General features: G+C 42.7%; 27 protein-coding genes and 1 pseudogene. 8 read left to right on the forward strand and 20 right to left on the reverse strand.

The window, feature by feature from the left end; genetic code table 11:
• Positions 1-84 precede the first annotated feature (84 nt).
• From BDD39_RS10135 to gpr, 3 genes are all read right to left on the reverse strand, one after another.
• Complete coding sequence (locus tag BDD39_RS10135) at positions 85-426, reverse strand: DUF3679 domain-containing protein (protein WP_166910412.1); 342 nt, start codon at positions 424-426, stop codon at positions 85-87.
• A gap of 14 nt (positions 427-440) precedes the next feature.
• Positions 441-1,640 (reverse strand): stage II sporulation protein P, encoded by a 1,200-nt coding sequence (gene spoIIP / locus BDD39_RS10140; RefSeq protein WP_166910414.1) that lies wholly within the window; start codon positions 1,638-1,640, stop codon positions 441-443.
• 77 nt (positions 1,641-1,717) lie between these two features.
• The gene (gpr, locus tag BDD39_RS10145) at positions 1,718-2,836 is read right to left on the reverse strand and encodes a GPR endopeptidase (RefSeq protein ID WP_166910416.1); all 1,119 of its coding nucleotides are present in this window, start codon (positions 2,834-2,836) and stop codon (positions 1,718-1,720) included.
• Between the two features lie 204 nt (positions 2,837-3,040).
• Between gpr and rpsT the strand changes: the two genes are divergently transcribed.
• Positions 3,041-3,310 carry a 30S ribosomal protein S20 gene (gene rpsT / locus BDD39_RS10150; RefSeq protein WP_166910418.1) on the forward strand — a complete coding sequence of 90 codons (270 nt, stop codon included), beginning with the start codon at positions 3,041-3,043 and terminating at the stop codon, positions 3,308-3,310.
• A gap of 47 nt (positions 3,311-3,357) precedes the next feature.
• Here the strand turns inward: rpsT and holA are convergent, their stop codons facing one another.
• Positions 3,358-4,392 (reverse strand): DNA polymerase III subunit delta, encoded by a 1,035-nt coding sequence (holA, locus tag BDD39_RS10155; RefSeq protein WP_166910420.1) that lies wholly within the window; start codon positions 4,390-4,392, stop codon positions 3,358-3,360.
• Between the two features lie 284 nt (positions 4,393-4,676).
• Between holA and BDD39_RS10160 the strand changes: the two genes are divergently transcribed.
• Positions 4,677-4,811 (forward strand): YqzM family protein, encoded by a 135-nt coding sequence (locus BDD39_RS10160; protein WP_166910422.1) that lies wholly within the window; start codon positions 4,677-4,679, stop codon positions 4,809-4,811.
• A gap of 46 nt (positions 4,812-4,857) precedes the next feature.
• On the opposite strand, the gene BDD39_RS10165 is transcribed toward BDD39_RS10160, so the two are convergent.
• The 3 genes and pseudogenes from BDD39_RS10165 to BDD39_RS10175 form a co-directional block, all read right to left on the reverse strand.
• Positions 4,858-7,140: a DNA internalization-related competence protein ComEC/Rec2 gene (locus BDD39_RS10165; RefSeq protein WP_166910424.1), complete on the reverse strand. Its 2,283-nt coding sequence runs from the start codon at positions 7,138-7,140 to the stop codon at positions 4,858-4,860.
• A gap of 33 nt (positions 7,141-7,173) precedes the next feature.
• Positions 7,174-7,629 carry a ComE operon protein 2 gene (locus BDD39_RS10170; RefSeq protein ID WP_166910426.1) on the reverse strand — a complete coding sequence of 152 codons (456 nt, stop codon included), beginning with the start codon at positions 7,627-7,629 and terminating at the stop codon, positions 7,174-7,176.
• A 97-nt stretch (positions 7,630-7,726) separates the two neighbouring features.
• Positions 7,727-8,357: pseudogene (locus tag BDD39_RS10175) on the reverse strand (helix-hairpin-helix domain-containing protein).
• Positions 8,358-8,456: 99 nt separating this feature from the next.
• On the opposite strand from BDD39_RS10175, the gene comER reads away from it, so the two are divergent.
• Positions 8,457-9,278, forward strand: coding sequence for a late competence protein ComER (comER, locus tag BDD39_RS10180; RefSeq protein WP_166910428.1), 822 nt, complete (start codon positions 8,457-8,459; stop codon positions 9,276-9,278).
• A gap of 154 nt (positions 9,279-9,432) precedes the next feature.
• Here comER and BDD39_RS10185 read toward each other — a convergent pair whose 3' ends face one another.
• The 8 genes from BDD39_RS10185 to BDD39_RS10220 are packed head-to-tail and all read right to left on the reverse strand — an operon-like array spanning position 9,433 to position 14,494.
• On the reverse strand, positions 9,433-10,182 hold the full coding sequence (locus BDD39_RS10185; RefSeq protein WP_166910430.1) for a class I SAM-dependent DNA methyltransferase: 750 nt from the start codon (positions 10,180-10,182) through the stop codon (positions 9,433-9,435).
• Entirely contained in the window at positions 10,179-10,535 is a 357-nt protein-coding gene (gene rsfS, locus BDD39_RS10190) for a ribosome silencing factor (RefSeq protein WP_166910432.1), read from the reverse strand. The genes BDD39_RS10185 and rsfS overlap by 4 nt, the downstream gene beginning before the upstream one ends.
• A complete protein-coding gene (yqeK, locus tag BDD39_RS10195; protein ID WP_166910434.1) occupies positions 10,532-11,110 on the reverse strand; it encodes a bis(5'-nucleosyl)-tetraphosphatase (symmetrical) YqeK in 579 nt (192 codons plus the stop codon). Before yqeK ends, rsfS begins: the two co-directional genes overlap by 4 nt.
• Positions 11,079-11,669, reverse strand: coding sequence for a nicotinate-nucleotide adenylyltransferase (locus tag BDD39_RS10200; protein WP_166910437.1), 591 nt, complete (start codon positions 11,667-11,669; stop codon positions 11,079-11,081). The genes yqeK and BDD39_RS10200 overlap by 32 nt, the downstream gene beginning before the upstream one ends.
• A 38-nt stretch (positions 11,670-11,707) precedes the next feature.
• Positions 11,708-12,001 (reverse strand): ribosome assembly RNA-binding protein YhbY, encoded by a 294-nt coding sequence (gene yhbY / locus BDD39_RS10205; RefSeq protein WP_166910439.1) that lies wholly within the window; start codon positions 11,999-12,001, stop codon positions 11,708-11,710.
• A gap of 3 nt (positions 12,002-12,004) precedes the next feature.
• Positions 12,005-12,838 (reverse strand): shikimate dehydrogenase, encoded by an 834-nt coding sequence (aroE, locus tag BDD39_RS10210; RefSeq protein ID WP_166910441.1) that lies wholly within the window; start codon positions 12,836-12,838, stop codon positions 12,005-12,007.
• A 34-nt stretch (positions 12,839-12,872) separates the two neighbouring features.
• Positions 12,873-13,979: a ribosome biogenesis GTPase YqeH gene (gene yqeH, locus BDD39_RS10215; protein ID WP_208404372.1), complete on the reverse strand. Its 1,107-nt coding sequence runs from the start codon at positions 13,977-13,979 to the stop codon at positions 12,873-12,875.
• Positions 13,979-14,494, reverse strand: coding sequence for a YqeG family HAD IIIA-type phosphatase (locus tag BDD39_RS10220; RefSeq protein WP_166910445.1), 516 nt, complete (start codon positions 14,492-14,494; stop codon positions 13,979-13,981). Before BDD39_RS10220 ends, yqeH begins: the two co-directional genes overlap by 1 nt.
• Positions 14,495-14,847: 353 nt before the next feature.
• Between BDD39_RS10220 and BDD39_RS10225 the strand changes: the two genes are divergently transcribed.
• The gene (locus BDD39_RS10225) at positions 14,848-14,988 is read left to right on the forward strand and encodes a sporulation histidine kinase inhibitor Sda (RefSeq protein ID WP_166910447.1); all 141 of its coding nucleotides are present in this window, start codon (positions 14,848-14,850) and stop codon (positions 14,986-14,988) included.
• An 18-nt stretch (positions 14,989-15,006) separates the two neighbouring features.
• On the opposite strand, the gene BDD39_RS10230 is transcribed toward BDD39_RS10225, so the two are convergent.
• Positions 15,007-15,786, reverse strand: coding sequence for a phosphatidylserine decarboxylase (locus BDD39_RS10230; RefSeq protein WP_166910449.1), 780 nt, complete (start codon positions 15,784-15,786; stop codon positions 15,007-15,009).
• Positions 15,787-15,907: 121 nt separating this feature from the next.
• Between BDD39_RS10230 and pssA the strand changes: the two genes are divergently transcribed.
• The 3 genes from pssA (at position 15,908) to motB (ending at position 18,172) form a co-directional block, all read left to right on the forward strand.
• Positions 15,908-16,447, forward strand: a complete 540-nt coding sequence (pssA, locus tag BDD39_RS10235; protein ID WP_166910450.1) for a CDP-diacylglycerol--serine O-phosphatidyltransferase — start codon at positions 15,908-15,910, stop codon at positions 16,445-16,447.
• Between the two features lie 176 nt (positions 16,448-16,623).
• The gene (gene motA / locus BDD39_RS10240; RefSeq protein ID WP_166910451.1) at positions 16,624-17,415 is read left to right on the forward strand and encodes a flagellar motor stator protein MotA; all 792 of its coding nucleotides are present in this window, start codon (positions 16,624-16,626) and stop codon (positions 17,413-17,415) included.
• On the forward strand, positions 17,408-18,172 hold the full coding sequence (gene motB, locus BDD39_RS10245) for a flagellar motor protein MotB (RefSeq protein ID WP_166910452.1): 765 nt from the start codon (positions 17,408-17,410) through the stop codon (positions 18,170-18,172). Before motA ends, motB begins: the two co-directional genes overlap by 8 nt.
• 100 nt (positions 18,173-18,272) lie before the next feature.
• Here motB and BDD39_RS10250 read toward each other — a convergent pair whose 3' ends face one another.
• The 3 genes from BDD39_RS10250 to BDD39_RS10260 form a co-directional block, all read right to left on the reverse strand.
• Positions 18,273-18,434, reverse strand: a complete 162-nt coding sequence (locus BDD39_RS10250) for a hypothetical protein (protein ID WP_208404568.1) — start codon at positions 18,432-18,434, stop codon at positions 18,273-18,275.
• Positions 18,435-18,640: 206 nt separating this feature from the next.
• Positions 18,641-19,234: an undecaprenyl phosphate transporter UptA gene (uptA, locus tag BDD39_RS10255; protein ID WP_166910453.1), complete on the reverse strand. Its 594-nt coding sequence runs from the start codon at positions 19,232-19,234 to the stop codon at positions 18,641-18,643.
• Positions 19,235-19,510: 276 nt separating this feature from the next.
• A complete protein-coding gene (locus BDD39_RS10260; RefSeq protein WP_166910454.1) occupies positions 19,511-20,776 on the reverse strand; it encodes a cation:dicarboxylate symporter family transporter in 1,266 nt (421 codons plus the stop codon).
• Positions 20,777-20,978: 202 nt separating this feature from the next.
• On the opposite strand from BDD39_RS10260, the gene sigK reads away from it, so the two are divergent.
• A complete protein-coding gene (sigK, locus tag BDD39_RS10265; RefSeq protein ID WP_166910455.1) occupies positions 20,979-21,689 on the forward strand; it encodes an RNA polymerase sporulation sigma factor SigK in 711 nt (236 codons plus the stop codon).
• 102 nt (positions 21,690-21,791) lie between these two features.
• On the opposite strand, the gene BDD39_RS10270 is transcribed toward sigK, so the two are convergent.
• On the reverse strand, positions 21,792-23,540 hold the full coding sequence (locus BDD39_RS10270) for a methyl-accepting chemotaxis protein (RefSeq protein WP_166910456.1): 1,749 nt from the start codon (positions 23,538-23,540) through the stop codon (positions 21,792-21,794).
• Between the last annotated feature and the right edge of the window lie 10 nt (positions 23,541-23,550).

The following is a 23,550-nucleotide window of genomic DNA, read 5'->3' on the forward strand; positions in this document are numbered from 1 at the left end:
TCCCCCTAGAAAGAAAAAAACATTGGCAAACCGCTTTCCTACGTTTCGCCAATGTCCTTTTGCTTCCCGGTTTGAGACCGATCGTCACTTCTCGAACAGTTTTGCTAAAAATGAAAGCATCTGTTTCATCAACGTCTCGACGGCGTTGGCAAATTGCTTTCCAAGCTCGGAAAATAAGTTGAATGTCTTAATATTTTCGATTTTCTCCTTTTTCTTCTCGAGATCATCTACCGCTACTTTTTTTCCTAACACTGAAGCCTCGATGGATCCGCTTTTGTCTTTAGAAACATGAAATACCGACGGGAGTGATGCATCATCATATCCCCTCATCTTTTGCAGTCCCTCATTTGCCTGCTGCATGCCAAGCAATACGCCAAAAAAGAGAAGCAGCACGGCAAAGCAGAACCGAACAAGCAACTTGACCATGCCACTTTGCTCCTTTACCGTTTTTCTGCCGGTGCGGGTGCCTGAACTTTTTGTGCCTGCCAATAATATTCGCTAAACACATCGGCAAGCGCGGATGCAGACCGGAACAGTTCTTCAAATGTATTGTCCACTCCACCGATTTCAATTAAAATCGCATTTTCCGATAAATCCTGATTAAACTTTCCGTTTGTTCCCGCTCCCATTTTCTCAATCACGCCTCGACTAAGTCCTGGGTATTTTTTTTGCAGTAAATGGTGTAATTGCGCAGCAAGCTGCAAATTTTTTTCATACTTTGCATTTTCGCCGCCAATAATAAAGGCAACGCGGGCATAATCGACGCCGTTAATCGTGACAGTTGTGTATTTTCGTCGGCGCGAATCGCGATGAATGTCGATAAAATATTGCAAATCACGATCATGGTTCATCGCTTCGACAACAAATTGTCTTGACATATCGTACGCTTGGTAATATTTCATGCCTTTTTTCTGTAGCTCTTCTACTATATCGGTCGTACTTACTTCCGCGCCAATCCCCCGTTTTTTCAATTCTTCCGCAAGTTTTTCTCCCACTTTCGTAACATTCACCGTACGATGGAACGCTAAATCAGGATCAGTAACTCCTTTTAAAGCAGGCAAGTATGATTCACGTGTATGCGTAAAGTAAATATAGACGACTTTTCTTCCCCCTGTCGTTTGTGACGGCGGAGGAACTTGTTTTTCTTCATTCTGTTTGTCTGATTCTTCCAAGCTCTCTAAAGAAGCCTGCCGTTCTGCAAGCATTACGTCCAGCGGCGGAGCAGATTCGTACGGCATGTTCGTGTAATCAGTGCCTTCCCCAGCAACGATAATTTTGCTGTCATAGAGCGCAAATCCCGGAAGCTCGCTGCCAAGCAAACTGCGCGGGTCATCCGGATTCACGCTTGTTGCCATGCGAAACAACAGAGCGGAGTAATTCACCCGTTGCCGCTCCTTTGGCAGCATTTGCGTAAAATAATGGTTTTCAAAACCAAATAAGCGGACAAACGTCTCATGCGGAAAATGATTCGTTACATTGTTCACAGACGAAGAGGAAATACGGTATTCCGGCTTTAAGGAAGTAATCGCTCCTACTAGCATAAACATCATCATGCATCCCAATACTACTAAAATCATGATTTTTTTTAGACTGGCGCCTGGAACTGCAACGATCATTTGCGGGGAACGCCACTTCTTCATGTTCTCACCCTTTCCCAGCTTGTCTACTAATTTAACCTATGGCCAAGCGGGAAAAGATAGAACTTCTTTTTTCCCTACTAATGGGTGTAAGAACCGGTATTGTGTTGATCCACCTGCTCGTGCAATGCCGCATTCAGCCCGCTCGCCAATAAATTAGCCATATCGCCGATAAACATATCGACTTCCTTTGGCGTCACCATTAAATTATGGCCAAGCGGGGCAAGCACTTCATAAATCAAGCGGCGCTTTTCTTCTTCCTCGAGCGTTCCAATCATGCCAAGAAATGTCGAACGCTGCTCCGATGACGGCATATCCTCTTCAGTAAGCCTCTTTTTCTTGCCGAAAGTCCATCCAGCTATGGCAAGAGCGCTAGACGGACGATTTCCTTCGCGCATTTCTCTGCCAAAATGCTTCAAAATAAAATCAATCGTATCGCTTGTAATCGATACCGCATCAACCACAGTCGGCACACCGATGGAAATAACAGGGATGCCCAATGTTTCTTTGCTTAATTCTTTTCGTTTATTTCCCACCCCTGAGCCTGGATGGATTCCCGTATCAGAAATTTGAATCGTTGCATTGACACGTTCAATGGAGCGGGAAGCTAAAGCATCGATCACAATGACAAAGTCCGGCTTTGTTTTTTGGACAACTCCATCGATAATGTCGCTCGTCTCAATTCCTGTTGTTCCCATTACCCCCGGAGCGATCGCACTTACCGGACGGAACCCTTCTTCCACGCTTTCTGGCTGAAGATGAAACAAATGTCTTGTAATCAGCAAATTTTCTACTGTCAACGGCCCTAACGCATCCGGAGTCACGTTTGAATTGCCCAGGCCAACAACGAGACAACTCGCTTTTTTCGCAATATTTAATCGTTGCAAAAATTGGATTAACTCCTTGGCGAATATTTCTTGCACTTTCTGCTGTAGTTCCGTATTATGTTCGCGGATGCCTTGCGCTTCAATCGTTACATAATTTCCCGGCTTTTTTCCAATCGATTTTGCTCCTTCTTCCGATACTTGCACATACGATAATTTAATCCCATCTATTTCGCGGTCTTGAATAACGACGCCCTCAATCGGGGAGGCGCTTTCCTTTTTCTGCTGCAGGCGTTCCTCAACAGCTATTTGGTGGGCTTCAATCGCCAAATCCGTCCGCACGGAATACATGCTTAAATCCAATGGTTGGTTCATATCGCTCCTCCTAAAACATATCGTTTTTCTTTTATTGTCGCCGCTTTTTTTATTTCTCATTCGTTTTTTGCACCGTGAGTAAAGTATTTTTGCTTGAATACTCTTGCATAATTAAATCTCGTTTGATAGAATTACACTTGTTCTTACTGTTCTTTTATCGGAAATTAAGGACAGAGATGGCAGAATTGACGGAGGTGAAAGAACGTGGCAAATATTAAATCGGCCATTAAACGTGCAAAAACAAGTGAAAAGCGCCGCGCTCACAACGCTTCGATGAAATCGGCCATGCGCACAGCGATCAAAAAATTTGAGGCGTTGGTTGAATTAAAAGATGTAGAAAAAGCTCAAGAAGCATTTGTTATTGCTTCCAAAAAGCTAGACAAAGCGGCAAGCAAAGGCCTCATTCATAAAAATGCAGCTAGCCGTCAAAAATCCCGTCTAGCGAAAAAGCTAAACAGCATTATCGCATCGTAATAAAAAACGACCTGATGGCAGGTCGTTTTTTTGTTGGTAAAAATGGATTATTCGGCTTTACGAAACATTCCTTCTTTCCAGCGCATTAACAGCAGCTCCATTACCAGCTGCCGGTCCATCGCTCCGCTTTTCATCTTATAGTCCGCCTCGGCGATTTGGCGCATGACCGCCGCCAGCTCTTGTTCGGAAAACATCGCCGCTTGCCCCATTGCCAGTTTGATGCGAAACGGATGCACTTTTAAAATAGAAGCGATTTGCTGCTGGCCATATCCTCTCGACATCAGCCATTTCACTTGATATAGAAGACGGAATTGGGTGGCAAGGAGCGCCAAAATTTTCAACGGCTCCTCGTTATTTTCGAGCAAATCGTAAAACACCTGCAGCGCCTCGGCGATTTGCCGCTTCGTCACTTTTTCCACTAGCACAAACACATTTTGCTCCAACGTGCGGGCAACGAGCATTTCTACCGTCTCCTGCTTAATCGTTCCCCCCGGGCCAACAAATAAAATAAGCTTGTCCAATTCGTTGGCGAGCGTTGTTAAATTCGTTCCCGCCAGCTTTAACAAAACATCAACGGCGTTTTCTTCGAACGTGACGCCGCTTTGTCCCGCTCTCTCGGCAATCCATTCATGCAGCTCTTTTTCAGCGAGCGGCGCGGCGACAAGCACTTCCGCATGTTCTTTGATTAATTTTGTTACTTTTTTCCGTTCATCTAATTTTTCATACAGTCCCATGAAAACGACAATTGAAAAAGGGGAAGGCGACATTATGTACGATTCTAATTTTTTTAAGTCATGCTCCACCTCTTTTTCTTTCTCTGCCGTAAAAAAGTAAGGATTTTTAATGATAATGATGCGCCTTTCCCCTAGAAATGGAAACGTTTCTGCATCTTCTAATGCCGTTTGCACCGGAGTCTCTTCACAATCGTACACCGCCACGTTCCATTCCCGTTCTTCTTCCGTCAATACGGTGCGAATTAAAAGTTCGCACGTCTCCGTTAATAAAAATGATTCTGTTCCGTATAATAAGTAAAGGGAAGACAAACGTCGTTTTTTGATTTTTCCCCAAAAGTCAACCACCATTTTTCTCTTCTCCATTTCTGTCGACAGTATTCCCTGTTGCAAAGATACAATGTTTTTCTTATTTTTACAAGGGAATCGGTTAGCGGGAAAACCGATTCCCCTTTATATAAACGTTGACAAATAAGTCCTAGGACCTTATTTGTCAACGGGTTATCTTTATATTTTCCCGAGTGAAAAAAAGTATTTGTGTTAACTGTTGTCAGCGAAGGAAATGGACAAGAGGATATAGATTTTTTTCTTTTTTTCGTCTATACTAAAAATGATTGCACGAGGAGGGGTAGAAGATGAACGTATTTGAAAAAGACGTACAAAGCAAACGCAATGATGCCGTTGACTCTGCTGTTGGTTTTATGGTTTCATTTGGTTTTTTTGCAACGCTCTTCATTATTGCCACATTAATTAAATTTTTCGGATCGTAAAGAGATTGCTTACATAAGCAGTCTCTTTTCTTTTTCGTACTATATGTTATGGCAACATGACAGAAAAGGTTCCGTGATTTTTCACATAAGTAAAGCGCACGGCACCATGCTGATCCGTCCGTAAAATAAGCGTATTTCTCTTTTGCAAACGTTCGATCACGGACGGAGAAGGATGGTGGTAACGATTATGTTCGCCTACCGAAATGACCGCTATTTTCGGCTGTATTTTGTCCAAAAATAATTCGGTTGTCGAAGTGGCGCTCCCATGGTGCGCAACTTTTAATACGTCCGCTTTTAACCGCGGGAACGCGCCGATCAGCTCTTTTTCCCCGGCTTCTTCCAAATCTCCCGTGAACAGCCACGACAAACCGCCTATTTTCGTATACAACACAACCGAATTATTATTATCATCCGGATGCGCCGTAGATGGATGAAGCACATAAAAAGAGATTCCTGCTTTGCTCCATCGGCTGCCTCTTGCGATTTCCCGCACGCTGACTTGGCTTTGCCGGGCGATTTGCATTAGTTGTTCATATATTACCGAATTTTTTTTCATTCCATTGCTGACCAACAACTGCTTGACGGTAAACCCGCGCACAATTTCCTCTGCCGCGCCAATATGATCGACATCTTCATGGGTAGCAATCAGCTTGTCAATCGTTCTCACTCCGTTCGATTTTAAAAAGGGAATGACAACGTTTTTGCCGACATCCCAGTTTCGATTGCGTTGCTGCCACGGTTCTTTTTGCTGTGGCAATGTTCCCCCGGTATCAATTAGATACACCGCTTGGCGATAGGGCAATTCGATATAAATGCAGTCTCCTTGGCCGACATCCAAAAAAACAACCTCGCCGTAACGGTCGACATACGGACTTAACGCGTGGAACGTGATTACGGCAACAACCCACCCTATGCCCCAGTAGCACCGCTTCTCCATTTGTACAAAGGCGGCACAAATTGCTGCCGTATAAGCAATAATCAGCCAGAACGAAGGGCGCCCGAGCACAAGGGAGAGCGGAAAGGCAGAAGAAAAAAAGAGAACGGCCTTGCTCGACAGCACGATTACTTTTTGCAACAGCCAAATAAAAGGAGCAGAAAGAAGCGGATGAATGGCACATGCGGCAACCGATATAAACGAAAGCGGCAAAAGAAAAGAATAAAGCGGCACAAAAATCATATTAAGCACCATGCTCCACAGTGAAATTTCAAAAAAATAGTAGATGAGAAATGGCAATGCGCTCAATTGGGCAATGAACGTGGTAAAAAATAGGCGCCATAACGGGGAATGATGCGACATGATGAACGGTGAAGATAAAATTAAGGCGAACGTCACCGCAAACGATAATTGAAAGCCGACATCCCACAGCATATAAGGATCGGCGATTAACATGATGACAAACGCTATACTTAGCCCGTCAAGCGGCGGCAATGTCGCCTTTCCGTAATTCGCCGCCAAAAAGAGCATCGCTGTCAAACAGGCGCGGATGACAGAAGGAGAAGCCCCTGTTAGCACTATATAGACAGGCAAAAAGATCAACATCATCATCGTCGCCGCTTCCTTCGTCCAAAAGCGAATCAATAAGGAAAATAGCGCACCGACAAGTAAAGTGACGTGCAACCCGGAAATAGCTAATAAATGGATTAAACCAAGCTTCTGATATCCTTCCAGCAGCGGCTCATCCAATTGTGCACGTTCCCCATATAACAGCGCCTGCACAATACCAATCGATTCTGCAGGAAAATGGGTTGCAATTTGGCGGATTCCTTTTTCACGAAGGGAAAGAAGCCGTTCGTATATGGTAAGGGAGGACGGATGGCAGTCTTGCAATGAGATGGATTGTGGGGTTAAAATCCAGTGAATATGATGAAATCGTAAATAACGACGGTAATCAAAAGCATTTGGATTGCGTGGCAACGCCGGGCGCTTCAATGTTCCCTTTACTTTGCATACAGCCCCAGGAGCCAGATGCAGGGCAAGTGCTTGTTTTTCTTCCTGCGACTTGATGTAATATACAAGCTGAAGCTTTTCTCCATCCACGTTAACGACGGCTTGCAGCCGATCTCCATCTACCGCAACCGGTGTGGCCAAGCGAAACAAAAATTCTGTCATGGCGCTTGATAATCGCGTCTTATTATGCTGATCCACGTAGGTGAAATATGGATAGAAAAAACAAGCGGTGATGACAGAAATAAAAAAGAGGCGCCTTTTGCGGACGAAAAGGAATAAAACGTAAAGAGCCAGAAACACGAAAGCGGCGCTGGACTGCGCATAGGCAGCCGTTATGGCGAAAATAGCGGCTACCGCTATATAAACAACATTTCCCCTCATGAGTGCGCCCCTCTCTAGCTAAGCTTCGAACTGTCACTTTTGCAGCAGCGACAATATTTCTTTGGCAAACGGCACCTGTTGTACGTGGACTTTTGCTTGTTCAAACAGCTCGAGCGCATACGGATGATTTTTATAATCCTGCGCATAATATACGGCGCGAATGCCGCTTTGAATGATCGCCTTGCAACAATGCAAGCATGGAAAATGCGTGACGTACATTTCCGCTCCCTCGGTCGGGACGCCAAATTTGGCGCATTGCAAAATCGCGTTCATTTCCGCATGGATAGTGCGAACGCAATGCCCATCAATCACGTAGCATCCCTCATCAATGCAATGGGCGCCGCCAGCGATGGAACCATTGTATCCCCCGGCAATAATCCGTTTATCGCGAACGATCGTAGCGCCCACCGCCAGCCGTGTACATGTGCTGCGCAATGCTAACAAATGGCTTTGCGCCATAAAATATTGATCCCATGTAATCCGCTCCATATTCTCTCCTCCGCTTGTCCATTGCAAGTCAATTCTTTGTTTTTCTATATAAGCATATTTTTAGTGTAATGGCACAGCTGGCAACACGTCAACGACATTATGGTACAACAATATGCTCTTTTATTTTTTCCAGCGTCTTTTCGCCAATGCCCGTCACGTTTAATAAATCTTCTACTCTTTGGAAAGGCCCGTGCTCTTGGCGGTACGCAATAATCGCCTGTGCTTTCGTTTTTCCAATCCCGGGAAGCTGCAATATTTCTTGCTCCGATGCGGTATTAATATAAACTTTATTTGAATCATTCGCTTGGATCGATGATGCAGCGGCGGAAGGAACGTTCGTTTCCCCACGTGCCGGTACATAAATCATCATTTCATCATATATTTTCGCCGCTAAATTCACCTTTGTCTCATCCGCTTCTTTTGTAAACCCCCCAGCCATGGCAACGACATCATTGACCCGCGCCGCATCTCTTATTTCCATATACCCCCGGGTGAACAACGGCCCCTTTTATATCGACCATAACCGTCTTTTTTTCTCCTTCTACTTTCCTTTCTTCTGCTGTTTTCTGAACGCTTGCTGCTTTCGGAACGCTTTCTACTTCTACGATCGGTACTTGCTCTTTTTCTGTTATTTCATTATTTCTAAGCAATATCATGATCACAGCGGCCAACACAACAAAAAGCAGAACATACCATCTTTTATCATACTTTTTGATCGTTTCCCACAACGGACATCATCCTTTCGAATTAGTCATAAAATAGATAAAGCGCTCATACATATCGTTGAAGAGATATATAGGTAATGCTAGGGAGGGGGGAAGTGAAGCATGAAAATTGGCGTTATTGGCACGGGAAATATGGGAAGGATTTTAATTGAGGCATTTCTGGAAGCGGGTGCCATCAAGGAAGATGAGCTGATTATTACGAACCGCACGTTGGAAAAGGCGTTAAATATAAAGCGGACTTATCCAGGCGTATGCGTTGTTGCCAGCGCCGAAGAGGTCGTGCAGAAGGCAACAATCGTATTTTTATGTGTAAAACCATTAGATATTCACCCCCTTTTGCAACAATTGTCTTCCTTTTGGACAAAGCAACATTGTCTCGTATCGATCACAAGTCCGATTAGCGTAGAGCAGCTTGAAGCGGTCGTGCCTTGCCAAGTTGTTCGTGTAATTCCGAGCATTACAAACCGCGCGTTTGCCGGCAGTACGCTGATCACATTCGGAAAACGCTGCTCTTTGCACTATCGAAACTATATTGAAACGCTATTCCGCCACATTTCTACACCTTCTTATATTGACGATGAAATTACACGGGTCGCTTCTGATATCGCAAGCTGTGGCCCCGCCTTTTTTAGCTATTTGTTGCAGCGTTTTATCGATGCGGCCGTTGCAAAAACCGCGATCACAAAAGAGCAAGCGACAGCATTGACCACGGATATGATCATTGGATTAGGAGAATTGTTGAAACGTAATCTTTACACACTTCCGACGCTGCAGGAGAAAGTTTGCGTGAAAGGCGGCATTACCGGGGAAGGAATTGCGGTGCTTGAAAAGGAAATGGATGAAGTGTTTGAACGCGTATTTGCGAAAACGCATGAAAAATTTAAAGATGACATCGAAAAAATAAAAAATCAATTTAATCCTTGAATTCGCCAAGAAACAAAAAAAATCCTGCTTAACCGCGAAAAATGTTTTATGAAAATGAAAAAATAAGCTTTTCTGTCAATGCCCGAGCACCATTTCGGTATAGAGCTTTGACAGAAAAGCTATAGTTTTCTAGGGACAGGATGCGTTCTCTCCATCATGCATTTTTTTGCGCAACAAAGAAAATGCGTTCAGACATTTCGGTCGGCGCTTCGTCGGTAAAATCCGCTGTGATTTCGAGCACCGTAAACCCCGCTTCCGTTAACCATTGTTGATACTGAATCATCTCATAAGTGCGCTGCTGATGCCATTCATCATATCGTTCATATTTTCCATCTCCGCCGCGGACAAAAAACGTTAGTTCATGCTCCACACTATGCGGAAAGGAAAGCGGATAGCACGACCAAATATAACTGATTTCTTCATCATTGCTAGTAAACACGGCATCGCGAAAAACGCGATCCATCTTATACGGCGAATGGACGTCAAATAACAGCAATCCGTCTTTGCGCAGCAGTTCATAAACGCAGGAAAACGTTTGCTGCACTTCCTTTTCTTCCAATAAATAGTTAAGAGAATCACAAAAAATCGTCGCACAGTCAAAGTCGGAAAATCCTCGTAGCTCCGTCATGTTTTGCTGAAAAAATTCAACTGTTACCTGCTGCGCTTCCGCTTTTGCTTGTGCAATCGAGAGCATATTTTCCGACAAATCAACACCAGCAACGACAAATCCCGCTTTTGCCAACCGGACCGCCAACTCCCCAGTGCCGCACCCAATATCAAGAATACGCGTTGCACCGCGACGCCCATACTGCTGAAGTTTACGTTGCACAAATGATTGCCACGCATCGTATGGCGCTTCTTCCATTAACAGATCATACCAATACGCAAATGACTCATATGTCATTGCTGCAACACGCTCGCCACATCTTCGAGCGGTGCGTCTCCCCATAAGCGCTCTAAATTATAATAACTGCGCTCTTCCTTATCAAAAATATGGACAACGATATCTCCTAAGTCCACTAATACCCATTTCGCCTCATGAAACCCTTCGATTCGTTTCACCGGGATATCGTGTTCTTCTGCTTTTTCTTTTATTTCCCGCGCAATCGCCTGTACTTGTTTTTCCGAATTACCATGGCAAATAACAAAATAATCTGCGACAAGAGAAATTCCTTTCATATTAAGGACAACGATATTTTCCGCTTTTTTATCATCTGCTGCCCGAACGACTAAGTGCAATATTTCCTGCTCTGTCATTTTTCCCATTCCCCCTTTATTTCCATGATTAAAGAATTATAAGTATGAATCGTATCTGGGTAAACAAGCTGATTTTTTTTCAGCAAAAATTGAATCGTGTTTTGCAGTGCTTTGATTAATGCTTGATTCAAATCTTGCTTGGCAAGTTCGCGAACTTCCTCCACTCCCGGGAATACGCGTCCAGGTTCAATATAATCGGCAAGGTAAATAACTTTTTCCAATACTGTCATATTAGCGCGTCCAGATGTATGATAACGAATCGCATTTAATATTTCTTCATCGTCAATGCCAACTTCCGTTTTTACCAAATAGGCGCCGACTGGCGCGTGCCATAGTTCGGCATTATAAGAAAGCAAGTCTTTTGGCATATTTTGCTCCAAAATGATTTGTTTCATTTCTTCTTTTGGACGGAACTTGGCATAATCATGAAAAATCGCCGCCAATTCTGCTTTTTTTACATCAGCCCCATACCGTTTCGCCAGCGCGATTGCTGTTTCCATGACGCCAACAGTATGCTGATAGCGGTGTTCGGTCAATTGCTTCTTAACGATAGTTAACGCTTCTTGTCGCTCCATATAACTTCCTCTCCTCAATATAAAGTCTTACACACTCCGGCACTAAGTAGCGAATGGTTTGTCCGTTCCTTACCCGTTCGCGGATTAAGGAAGAAGAGACAGAGAACTGCGGCACTTCTACCTCAATAATTGGGTAAGATGTTTCCATGGAAAAACCCGGACGTTTGACGCCGACAAATGTCACCAATTCGATCAGTTCGTCGATTTTATACCAGTTTGGCAAATATTCGACCATATCTGCACCAATAATAAAATAAAACTCATCATCCGGATGCATAGAAAGAAGTTGACGCACCGTATCATACGTATAAGAAGGTCCTTCTCTTTCCAGCTCGATCGTTTCAATATGAAAACGCGGATGACCGGCAATTGCTAATTCCAACATGCGTAAACGATCTTCGCTTCTTGTCACTTGTTCATGTTGTTTATGAGGAGGGATGTGGTTTGGCATAAACCAAATTTCCGACAACTGAAGGGCGTGCAATACTTCGTTCGCCATTAATAAATGCCCGCAGTGAGGTGGGTCAAACGTCCCTCCGAAAATGCCTATTTTTCTCATCGTCCTTCCCTCCGCCGTATCTATACGCGGCTTTGCCATTAGCTCGGTAACACAATTTGCTTGTTTTCTTTTGATTCTTTATACAATACAATTGTATTCCCAATTACTTGTACAAGTTCCGCTTCCGCCCCTTGTGCGAGCTGGCCGGCAACAACATGGCGGTCCTCTTCGCAGTTTTGCAGCACGCTTACTTTAATTAGTTCGCGCGCTTCCAGCGCATCGACAATTTGTTTAATCATATTTTCGTTTACTCCGCCTTTTCCGACTTGGAAAATTGGTTTCAAATGATGAGCTTTCGCCCGCAAAAAACGCTTTTGTTTTCCTGTTAACATAAGCTACCTCCTAAGCTGTTCCATCACAATTTTTTTCATCCGCTCCACATCCGGAAATACTCCTGTCCATTTTTCAAACGCCAACGCGCCTTGATAAATAAACATACCGACGCCGTTTTGCACAATGGCATTGCGCTCTCGTGCTTCCTTTAGCCATTTTGTTTCTAGCGGATTATAAATAATGTCGGAAACAATCGTTCCTTCTTTCAGATTGGCAAGCGATAGCGGCATTTCTTCCGTGTTTGGATACATACCGACCGACGTTGTATTAATTACAATATCATATTCCCCTAAACGTTGTTCCGCTTCATTTAAAGAGTAAACGCCCGATGGAACCGCAGCATCGCCTTCCTCAATAAGCTGTTTTGCTCTGGATACCGTGCGGTTGCAAATATCGATCTGTTTGGCCCCCCGATCGATAAGGGAAAAATAAATTCCTCTTGCCGCTCCACCGGCGCCGATGAGCAAGATACGCTTGTCCTTGATTTCGACGTTTGTTTCTTCTTCGAGCGCCCGGACGTATCCGGAGCCATCTGTATTATAACCGATTAAGCGCCCATTTTCATTGACGATCGTGTTCACGGCGCCGATGCGGCGCGCCTCTGCATCGATATCATCAAGCAATGCCATAACAGCTGTTTTATGAGGGATCGTTACATTTAACCCGGCAATCCCGAGAGCCCTCACTCCGGCGATCGCATCCTTTAAGCGCTCCGGTTCTACATGGAAGGCATGATAATGAGCAGCGATGTTCAGGCGCTGGAATGCATCGTTATGCATAAGCGGCGACAAGGAATGATGGACCGGACAGCCAAATAACGCGTATAATTTCTCCATTTTCCCCTCTCCCCTCTATGTTTCTTGTGCAGCACTAAATCAATGATTTTCTGATTAAAATGTCAACTCCTTTTGGAGCGTAGGCAGTCACTTGCGCCCCTGGCTCATTGCAAGTCACCCAGCCGAGCCCGGAAAATACAATATCGGTTTTTCTTTCTTTGATGGTAAAAGTGTGGGCCTCTAACGGCGGGAATTGCTCGGCGTAATGTCTGTTTGGCGGCGAAAGAAGTTCACCCAATTGGCTCGCATATAAGGCATCCGCCTTTTCCAATTTTGTCCGATGGATGAGTAATTCATTGGAAAAATAACAGACGAAAGATCGCCGCCCTCCTTTGATGTAATCAAGGCGAGCAAGACCGCCAAAAAACAGCGTTTGCCGTTCATTCAACTGGTATACTCGCGGATGGATTTCCCGTTTTGGAGTAATGATTTTTAAATCTTTTTTATCTACAAAATGCGCCATTTGGTGATGGTTGATAATTCCTGGCGTATCATAAAGCGTCGCCCCATCGTCGAACGGGATTTCGATGATATCTAACGTCGTTCCCGGAAAATAAGAAGTAGTAATAACATTTCCTTTTCCTGTCGCCTCTTCAATAAGGCGATTAATAAACGTTGATTTTCCTACATTCGTGCACCCAACGACATACACATCTTTGCCGAACCGATACGTTTCGATCGCTTCCATTACTTTCGCCATTCCGATTCCTTTTACCGCGCTCACTAAACAAATATCAACCGGCTTCAAGCCAAGATCGTTTGCCGTCTGCTTCATCCAGTGAATCAATTTTGGATATTTTACTGATTTTGGTAGCAAATCCACTTTATTACCAACAAGCAAAATCGGATTGTTGACCGCAAATCGATGCAATCCTGGAAGCCAGCTACCGTTAAAGTCAAAAATATCAACAATTTTGACGACTAGTGCTTCCGATTGCCCGATGCGGTGCAAAATTTTTAAAAAATCGTCATCAGTCAACGGAATGTCCTGTACCTCATTATAATGTTTCAGACGAAAACACCGCTGGCAAATAATTTCTTCCTTTTCCAGCACGCTTTTTGGAGCATATCCAGGTTTTGTTTCATCTTCCGACTGGATAATCGCACCACAGCCAATGCAGCGAATTTGTTGTTCCACCATCATTCCTCCCAGTAAATCATGCCTTTTTTTCGCATCATATTTAAAATTTTCCGTTCCATCTTACGGTTGAATCGAGTCCACAGCCCGTCTGTCTGCGCGACAGGAACGACTAAAATCGTATTTAATCCTAGGCGATTGCCGCCCAATACGTCTGTCAGCAATTGATCGCCAATGACAACCACTTCGTCTTTGCCTAATTGCATCATCGCCAACGCCTTTTGAAAAGCACGCGTTAACGGCTTGCGCGCTTCGAAAATAAAAGGAATGCCGAGCGGCTCGGCAAAAGATTGCACTCGTTTTTGGTTATTATTCGATACAATCATGACCTTAATGCCTTCCCGCTTCATTTTTTCAAACCATTCCGTTAGCTCAGGAGTAGCGCTTGGTCTGTCCCATTCCACAAGCGTATTATCTAAATCCGTAATGATTCCTTTAATTCCCTTCTCTTTTAGCTCGCTAGGAGTAATGTCCAAGACCCGCTTGGCAAATTGACTTGGCAAAAAATAATGAAGCACAACGATCACCTTACCTTTTGGCCGCTGTTTTTGGACCTTTTTTCTGCCTTTTCTCATCATACCTAATTTTTGCGCACGGTTCAAAACAAACTTTGACAAATATATACAAGAGAAAAAATTTTTTCGACAAAATTCGTTGTCCGCAAAATTGTGGATAAATTTTACCCACATCATACACAAGCTTATCATCATACTTCCACAATCTTATAAACATGTTTTCCACATGTTATCCACTGTTCATTGTGGATAACAGAACGGTTGTTCTATTCCACAAATCATGGTACAGTTAAAGTAACTTACCATTATATGTATCGATTACAAATTATATTCCATTGCTGAAGGAGGTTTTCAGCATGAAACATCTATCCGATGAGTTGTTAATCGAATCGTATTATAAGGCAAAAGAGCTAAATTTAAGCCCTGAATTTATTGAGCTCATTGAAAAAGAAATCCAGCGCCGCGCGTTAAGTCATAAAATCAAGCTTTCATCCTGATTTCACCTCAGGATTTTTTTATTTTAGGTACCCAAGCCGTTCCCCAACTTTAATTCCCATTGGCACGACAATTCGTTCATCAAGCTCAATGCTGTCTTTTTCAAATAATAAAACGACGGTAGAGCCAAAAGAAAAGTAGGCAATTTCCTGTCCTTTCGTCAGCTGTTTGCTTACATGAGTAAGCTCAATACTATTCACAAACATCGCTCCTATTTTTACAATTGCGATGTGCTTCCCGTTTGCACATACTTCTGTAATTACGCGGTAGTTTTTTGATAACGGCCGCTTCCCGTATTTCATACCGAGACGATTAACGGGATACGATTTTTTTCCGAGCGTCCATTGCTTTTGCACGATTCCAGATATTGGACTGTGAATGCGATGATAATGGCTAGGGCTTAAATACAAAATAATAAATAATCCATTTAAATATTTTTTGGCGGCTTCGCTGCTGCCAAGCATTTCGGCAATCGAATACGTTTTGTCTTTCACAACGATCTCGCTATTTTCATGAATGGTGCCAATGTCTTCAATAATGGCATCCACTGGGCTAATCACACTGTTTTCGGTTTCGTCAATCGGTCTTGTCCCTGCTTTTAGCCTGCGAACAAACAATTGTTGCAATGTTTTATAATTTTTTAAGTTTTTTTCCATTTCTTCTTGATTAATATTATAAATTTTTGCATACGATGGAATAAGTACCGCACTAAAACGGGACTTCGTAAAAATGGCAATTATTTTTGACGAAAGCCAATGATTCGTTAATTCAATCATCAATCGATACAACCATTTTAACAAAATATATTCCCTCCAGTTTATGGCGATCAAGTTTTTTGCTACCTTTCATATTATAAATAAAATGAGTATAATGGTAGTAGATTTTGTTTGCTGCGTTTTCCGTCAAAAAGGAGTGAGGAGAATGTTTTTATCGGATTATTTAGATTACACATTAAAAAAATTAAAAGCAAATATGGCAAACATTTTAACGCTGACGAATTTATCGCTTGGGGGCTTCTCTGTCCTAACGACGTTGAAAGGACAGCTTCATGTCAGCCTGCTGCTTGTTTTTTTAGCAGCTTTCGTTGATCGCTTTGATGGAGCTGTCGCCCGCAAGCTGAACATCGAATCCGAACTTGGCAAGCAATTGGACTCGATGAGCGATATCATATCCTTTGGCGTAGCTCCCGCTTTGTTAATGTATCAAGGCTTGCTGTACGAATTTGGCGCACCTGGTGCGTTTTTCACGATTCTATATATCGGCTGCGGTGCCTTCCGTCTTGCGCGGTTCAATATTACAGAAAATAACGGCTATTTTTCCGGACTTCCCATTACGGCAGCAGGAGTGCTGTTGACGTTAAGCTATTTAACAATTGATTACTTCCCCCCACAATTTTTTATTTTCCTCATGATCACCTTATCGTTTTTAATGGTCGGAACGTTTAAATTGAAAAAAATATAACACATACAAGGCTGTCCTTTCCAATGGCGAAGTAATAAACGGATTGGGCAGCCTTTTTATTTCCTTATCACACCATTTTCCCTTTTCAATCTTTGTTATTAATTATATGATAAATGTGGATTTATTATAAAGCACAAATCGATATAGCTTTCTTAGATGTAACGGGGGGATTTCATTTGGATAAAACATCTATTATTGGCATTCTTCTTGGCATTATCGCGATTGGCGTTGGAATGTACTTTAAAGGCGTCCATCCAAGCGTATTAATTAACCCGGCGGCGATTTTAATTATTATCGTCGGAACGATCGCTTCTGTTACCATCGCGTTTCCAACCCGCGAAATTAAAAAAGTGCCTAAACTATTGGGGGTCATTTTTAAAGAGCAAAATATTCCAACGATTGAAGAGCTGATTCCTTTGTTTGTCGACTGGGCGAACGTGGCCCGCCGCGAAGGATTGCTCGCTTTGGAAGCAAAACTGGAGGAAATCGACGACCCGTTTTTGCGGAACGGCTTAAGCATGGCGATCGACGGACAAACGCAAGATTTTATCCGCGATGTCATGACCGAAGAAATTGAAGCGATGCAAGAACGCCATGAAGCAAATGCAGCTATCTTTTCACAAGCAGGTACATATGCGCCGACGCTTGGGGTGCTTGGAGCGGTCATTGGGCTTATTGCGGCGTTGGGCAATATTGATAACATCAGCGAACTCGGCAAGGCAATTAGCGCGGCGTTTGTCGCGACCTTACTCGGGATTTTCACTGGATATGTACTATGGCACCCGTTTGCCAACAAATTAAGAAGAAAATCCAAAGAAGAGGCAAAAATACGCCAAGTGATGATTGAAGGGGTGCTTTCTATTTTGGAAGGACAAGCACCGCGAACGATTGAACAAAAACTTGCTTCCTATCTGCCGAAAACAGAGCGCAAGAAACTTGCAGAACAGGGAGAACAAAGCAATGAGTAAGAAAAAAAAGCAAAAACAGGAAGAACGTATTAACGAATCGTGGCTAATTCCGTACTCGGATTTATTAACGTTATTGCTCGCTCTGTTTATCGTTTTGTTTGCAAGCAGCCAAATCGACCAAAAAAAGTTCCAGCAAATTGCTCGTTCCTTTAACACAGCGTTCGTCGGTGGAACAGGGGTGCTTGATTTCGAAAGCCCAATCGAACCAAAGCAGCCGCCTGCGCAGACAAAACAGGAAAACAAGCAACTACAAGAGAAAAAGAAAGAAGCGCTTGATAAACAAGACCAAGAAGAACTGCAGGATGTAAAAGAAAAAATTGATGGGTATATCATGCAAAAACATTTAAACGGGAAATTGCAAACTTCTCTAACGGACGAAGGATTGGCGATCACGATCTTAAACGATATTTTATTTGATTCAGGGAGTGCGGAAGTTCGGGTAAAAGACCGGCGCCTCGCAAAAGAAATTTCCGAGCTGCTCGTGATGAATCCGCCTCACAATATTATTGTTAGCGGGCATACGGATAACGTGCCAATTCATAATGCAAAGTTTGCTTCCAACTGGGAGCTAAGCGTCATGCGGGCAGTAAACTTTATGAAAGTATTGCTGGAAAATCCAAAGCTTGATCCACGCTCCTTTAGCGCAAAAGGATATGGGGAATTTAAACCAGTGGCGTCAAATGCCACTCCCGAAGGGCGAATGAAAAACCGGCGCGTCGAAATTTTAATTTTGCCGCGTACGGAAACTTCCCGATAGCCCATTTAACGTGCTGTTTCCCGTGAAATGAAACAGGCTGGCATAGAGCCAGCCTGTTGTTGTTACAGCTTAAAAGAAAATTTAATCACTCCGGCCTTTATCATCGTTTCCGCGTCCGCTTTAGACGATAATTCACTTGCAAATGCTGAACGGCCGGCTCCAAGATTAAGGCCGTCGCTAACGCCAAGACAAGCGGCACGCTATATGGCAGCAAAAATAACACTATAGCAAGAATAAAAGCAATGATAATAAACTTTTTCACTATCTTACCCCATTCAATTGGATTTTACTGCGCAGTCCCTATCATATGTTTTCGCTAAACGCTATTAGGAGCCTCTTTACGCTTCCCCTCGTTCCGAGGGCGTTCTTTTTATTATAGCACAATGCCCTGTGATGCTGACTGGCAAAAACTCGATCAATCTTGAATCACCCCTAAAATAAATGCTTCTTATTTCCCTTTCCGGATCATTACGTCCGTCTGCGCCGATATACTTGTATGCCGATATAAACGATGGTAGCGGCAACCGCGGCAAAGATAATCGGCCGCAAATACGGGTGGGCCATTTCATTAATTTTTTGCCAGTGGCTTCCTAACCGTTCTCCTAAAAAAATAAAGAAAATCGACCACGGAATAATCGCGCACGTTGTATAGAAAGTGAATTTTTTCCACGACATTTTCGCAATGCCTGCCGGGATCGAAATAGCATGGCGAACAACCGGAATGAACCTTGCAGTAAATATGACGCCTGGACCGTATTTTTCAAACCATTGTTCTGCTACATTAAGATGTTTCTTTTTAATCAACAAATATTTTCCGTATTTGTCAAGAAACGGTCTGCCGCCATAATGTCCAATCCAATAAAGAAACAGCTGGGCGATCGTTCCGCCGATCGTTCCCGCTATCACCGCCCCAACAAAGGATATTTCTCCACGCGATACTAAATATCCGGCATACGCAAGTACAATTTCGCTTGGAATAATTTCAATCATTAATGCTAAGGCAACTCCAAAATATCCTAAATTAACCAAGAAGGTAAAAATCGTCTGTACCAAATCGTGCATGGCTCTCCTCCTATGTATATATATTTGCCAAGCTATTCATTACAACCTTATTCCGCAAAAAATTATACTATACTGTTCGAAAGAAAAAAAATAAATTATCCATGTTATTTTACTAAAAAATCCATGAATAGTATTCGCATGCACAGTCCGCTAAGCTTTTGGATAGTAGACATCGGCAGAAAAGCGGCTCAAGATCTGATGTTTTTATTGGTCATCCACACGCCTGAATTTATCTAATAGAAAAGCTGCCCGTTTGGATCGGACAGCTTTTTTCCATTATGCACTTTGTTGCAGTTCAGAAATATATTGTTTTCCTTTTTCTTCGTTATATTGTCCTTCCCATTTGGACATAATGACCGCCGCCAGCGAGTTGCCAACGACGTTGACAACCGTGCGGGCCATATCCAAAATGCGGTCGATTCCGGCGATAAACGCCAATCCTTCTACCGGGATGCCAACCGTTCCTAACGTTGCGAGCAACACGACAAACGAGACGCCCGGCACACCAGCGATTCCTTTCGATGTTACCATTAACACAAGCAAAAGCGAAATTTGTTGCGAAATCGGCATATGAATGCCGTACATCTGCGCGATAAAAATGGCAGCCAGTGCCTGATATAGAGTAGAACCGTCTAGGTTAAACGAATAGCCTGTCGGAATGACAAATGATGTAATTGCTTTCGGACACCCGAACTTCTCCATTTTCTCCATGATTTTTGGAAGAACGGTTTCGGAACTTGCCGTACTGTACGCCAAAATCAATTCATCTTTCAAAATCTTTATAATATTAAAAATATTTATACCGGCCAGTTTAGCAACTCCGCCAAGTACTACAAGAATAAAGAAGATCATCGTACCGTAAACAACTATAACAAGCTTGCTGAGCGGAATAAGCGACTCTACCCCAAATTTCGAAACCGTTACACCGATCAGCGCAAACACGCCAAACGGCGCAAACTTCATAATTTGGTTTGTCACATAAAACATCGCTTCCGCGGTGCCTTGGAAAAATTGCAATACCGGTTTTCCCTTCTCGCCAATTGCCGCTACCCCTAAACCGAACATAACCGAGAAGAAAATAATCGGCAACATATCTCCCGTTGAGAGAGATTCAAAAATATTTTTTGGGACAATGTTGACGACCGTTTCAATCATCGAGTGGTGCTTCACTTCGTTGGTTGTGTCAATATAGCTTTGAATATCTGTTTTCTCCAACGATTTCATGTTCACGCCGGCTCCCGGCTGGAAAATATTCGCCGCCAATAAACCGACGACAATGGCGATCGTCGTGATAATTTCGAAATAAATAATTGTTTTTCCGCCTAGTTTTCCAAGTTTCTTCAAATCCCCTACATTGGCGACTCCAACAACAAGGCTAGAAATAACAATTGGAATAACAATCATTTTTATTAAACGGAGAAAAATATCTCCAATTGGCTGCAAATAAGTGGTAACCTTCGGATCCCCATAAAAAATTGCTCCCACGACAACCCCAAGAATGAGACCGATGAAAATTTGCCAAGCTAATCCGATCTTTCTCATTCATTCGCCCCCTTTTCATGACATTTTTAGACAAAAAGTGACAAAGTTATTTTACTATATATATTTTCGTTATGTCAAGAATATTCATATAATATTGTCATTTAATTCCATTTTTTTTATGTCCAAACACGTACAACCCCGCTTCAGCATATACATGAGTAATAGGCGATTGCCTAAAACCATAAAGGGTGGGGGTAACAAAATGTCCGGTATTTTATCCGCGTTCACATTCCTCATTAAAGAATTAGCGTTTTTAGTATCATATATTAAGAACAACGCATTTCCCCAACCGTTAAGCGCTAAAGAAGAAGAAAAATACTTAGAACTGATGGCGAAAGGAGATGAACAAGCCCGCAATATTTTAATTGAGCATAATTTACGCCTTGTTGCCCATATTGTAAAAAAGTTTGAAAATACGGGCGAGGATGTAGAGGATTTGATTTCCATCGGCACCATCGGCCTGATTAAGGCAATCGAAAGCTATTCCCCTGGCAAAGGGACAAAATTAGCGACATATGCCGCGCGCTGCATTGAAAACGAAATTTTAATGCATTTGCGCTCATTAAAAAAAACGCGAAAGGACGTCTCTTTGCACGAGCCGATCGGGCAGGATAAAGAAGGAAACGAAATTAGCTTAATCGATATTTTAAAATCAGAAGGAAACGATATTGTGGATGAAATTCACCTAAACATGGAACTTGAACAAATAAAAAAATACATCGATGTGTTAGATGAGAGGGAAAAGGAAGTAATTATTAGCCGCTTCGGCCTCGACATGCAGCAAGAAAAAACACAGCGTGAAATCGCGAAAGAGCTCGGCATTTCCAGAAGCTATGTATCGCGGATTGAAAAGCGCGCATTAATGAAAATGTTTCATGAGTTTTATCGCCATGAAAAAGAAAAGCGGAGATAGCCTCATACCTTTGCAAAATAAAAGGAGCAATTTTAGGTAATTGCTCCTTTCCGACTTTGTCGACAAACTGAGTTGTCCGGAAAACTTCGGACAACTTTATATTTATAAATTAAATTTCCTTACCGCTTGTTCAAGTTTTTCCGATATTTTCCCTAACAATTCCGTCGAAGCGGCGATTCCTTCCATTGCTTTCATTTGTTTTTCCACAGATTCCGCGACTTTCATGGCGTTTGATGCAGCCTCTTTAGTTAAGAAGGCCGATTGCTCAACGGAAGCAGAAATTTGTTCAGATCCAGCAGCCATTTCCTCCGTAATCGCAGAAACCTCTTGAATCTCATTATTGGATTGGTGAACCGCCTGAAAAATAGATCGGAACACTTCTTCTACTTTATGGACAGCTTTTGTCCCTTTTTCAACTTCTTGGGTCCCCGACTCCATTTCGCGAACCACATTTTTCGTCATGACTTGGAACTGTTGAATCAATTCAGCAATTTTTTGTGCCGAATGCTTTGCCTGCTCAGCAAGCTTTCTCACTTCGTTGGCAACGACGGCAAATCCTTTTCCATGCTCTCCAGCTCGTGCCGCTTCAATGTTTGCATTTAACGCAAGCAAGTTGGTTCGTTCAGAAATCTCCGTAATGGTCGTAAGAATTTGTTCAACCTCTTCAATCCGGTTGCCTAACTCCGTGATTTTAATGGATGTTTCCATAACAGCCTGTCGCATGTCATCGATTTGCTTTATTGCTTTCTCAATTTCTTCGTTTCCTCTTTCCACTTGTTTCATCACATCATTTGATGATTCCGCAATAAGAGACGATGACTCGGCAATTTTTTGAACGCCAATAGCCATTTCCTCAATCGCATTAGCTGTTTCATTCATGCTTGTCTCCTGTTGCTGTGCGCTCGAAGACACCGTCCTAATCGCCATTGTAATTTGCTCACTGGAATGTTTGGCACTCTCAATATTTTGACTTAATGCTTTAAAGGTTTCCAGCATTTCGTATGCACTTTTCGTAATATCTGTCACCATCTCGCGCATTCCCGTCATCATTTGCTTAAACGATTGAGATAGGCTAGCAATCTCATCTTTCCCCTTTATTCGTATTTTCCCTAATAGATTTTGCGCTTCGTTTAACTCCCCTGTAGCGATTTTTTCAGCCACTTCGTTTAATGTCTCTAGAGATTTTAATCGTTTGCGAATGTAGAAAAAGGAAATACAGCTAATGATTCCGATACCCATCACAAATAACAATATAAAATTCATCAATTGTTCTTTTATTACTTTTTGTTGAATAGAACCAACCTTTTTCGCGTCAATATCCACTCCAAGAATCCCGATTACTTTTCCGTTATTCTTGATCGGAGCAAAAGCAGAGAGATAATCTCCATATTCGGAATCATGTAGAATTTTCGTGCTGTTTGTACCTCCTTTTAACACCGGAAACACGTCATCATAAGTCGTGGTGCTAGTCGGTTGCCCAAGTTCAGACGCGGCATCCGATCCTTTCGGTTGTCCGTCAATTAAAATTTTTGGGTGCTTTTCTTTTTCGTCAACTTCTACCGTATAAACATAAAGCGCTCCCGTTTTCTCTCTGAAATCATTTAATTCATTTCGCAAAGCCCAATATGTATCGTTTTCTGACTTTTCCTTTAAGAATTTTTGATACTCCGCAACATCTATTTGTTTCGCAATATTTTTCGCAGTTTCAATGCTGTATGAGGAAATGGTATTTTCTACAGAAAGTCTCATCATTTCCAAAAATAGAACAACGCTAAAAGTTAATAAAATAATCATTAAACTAACAATTAACAAAGAGATTTTCATACTTAAACTTTGAAATTTTGTTTTCATATAAATCCTC

This window comes from Saccharococcus thermophilus (genome assembly GCF_011761475.1).
In the GTDB taxonomy this organism is placed as follows: domain Bacteria; phylum Bacillota; class Bacilli; order Bacillales; family Anoxybacillaceae; genus Saccharococcus; species Saccharococcus thermophilus.

Bases quoted from the DNA above. Each gene is read 5' to 3' on its own strand.
- BDD39_RS10225 (WP_166910447.1), top strand. From the start codon at position 14,848: ATGAAACATCTATCCGATGAGTTGTTAATCGAATCGTATTATAAGGCA.
- uptA (WP_166910453.1), bottom strand. From the start codon at position 19,234: ATGCACGATTTGGTACAGACGATTTTTACCTTCTTGGTTAATTTAGGA.
- BDD39_RS10200 (WP_166910437.1), bottom strand. From the start codon at position 11,669: ATGAGAAAAATAGGCATTTTCGGAGGGACGTTTGACCCACCTCACTGC.
- motB (WP_166910452.1), top strand. From the start codon at position 17,408: ATGAGTAAGAAAAAAAAGCAAAAACAGGAAGAACGTATTAACGAATCG.
- comER (WP_166910428.1), top strand. From the start codon at position 8,457: ATGAAAATTGGCGTTATTGGCACGGGAAATATGGGAAGGATTTTAATT.
- yqeK (WP_166910434.1), bottom strand. From the start codon at position 11,110: ATGGAGCGACAAGAAGCGTTAACTATCGTTAAGAAGCAATTGACCGAA.
- spoIIP (WP_166910414.1), bottom strand. From the start codon at position 1,640: ATGAAGAAGTGGCGTTCCCCGCAAATGATCGTTGCAGTTCCAGGCGCC.
- aroE (WP_166910441.1), bottom strand. From the start codon at position 12,838: ATGGAGAAATTATACGCGTTATTTGGCTGTCCGGTCCATCATTCCTTG.
- yqeH (WP_208404372.1), bottom strand. From the start codon at position 13,979: ATGGTGGAACAACAAATTCGCTGCATTGGCTGTGGTGCGATTATCCAG.
- sigK (WP_166910455.1), top strand. From the start codon at position 20,979: ATGTCCGGTATTTTATCCGCGTTCACATTCCTCATTAAAGAATTAGCG.
- pssA (WP_166910450.1), top strand. From the start codon at position 15,908: ATGTTTTTATCGGATTATTTAGATTACACATTAAAAAAATTAAAAGCA.
- BDD39_RS10165 (WP_166910424.1), bottom strand. From the start codon at position 7,140: ATGAGGGGAAATGTTGTTTATATAGCGGTAGCCGCTATTTTCGCCATA.
- BDD39_RS10170 (WP_166910426.1), bottom strand. From the start codon at position 7,629: ATGGAGCGGATTACATGGGATCAATATTTTATGGCGCAAAGCCATTTG.
- BDD39_RS10270 (WP_166910456.1), bottom strand. From the start codon at position 23,540: ATGAAAACAAAATTTCAAAGTTTAAGTATGAAAATCTCTTTGTTAATT.
- BDD39_RS10260 (WP_166910454.1), bottom strand. From the start codon at position 20,776: ATGAGAAAGATCGGATTAGCTTGGCAAATTTTCATCGGTCTCATTCTT.
- holA (WP_166910420.1), bottom strand. From the start codon at position 4,392: ATGGTGGTTGACTTTTGGGGAAAAATCAAAAAACGACGTTTGTCTTCC.
- BDD39_RS10160 (WP_166910422.1), top strand. From the start codon at position 4,677: ATGAACGTATTTGAAAAAGACGTACAAAGCAAACGCAATGATGCCGTT.
- BDD39_RS10185 (WP_166910430.1), bottom strand. From the start codon at position 10,182: ATGACATATGAGTCATTTGCGTATTGGTATGATCTGTTAATGGAAGAA.
- gpr (WP_166910416.1), bottom strand. From the start codon at position 2,836: ATGAACCAACCATTGGATTTAAGCATGTATTCCGTGCGGACGGATTTG.
- rsfS (WP_166910432.1), bottom strand. From the start codon at position 10,535: ATGACAGAGCAGGAAATATTGCACTTAGTCGTTCGGGCAGCAGATGAT.
- yhbY (WP_166910439.1), bottom strand. From the start codon at position 12,001: ATGTTAACAGGAAAACAAAAGCGTTTTTTGCGGGCGAAAGCTCATCAT.
- BDD39_RS10135 (WP_166910412.1), bottom strand. From the start codon at position 426: ATGGTCAAGTTGCTTGTTCGGTTCTGCTTTGCCGTGCTGCTTCTCTTT.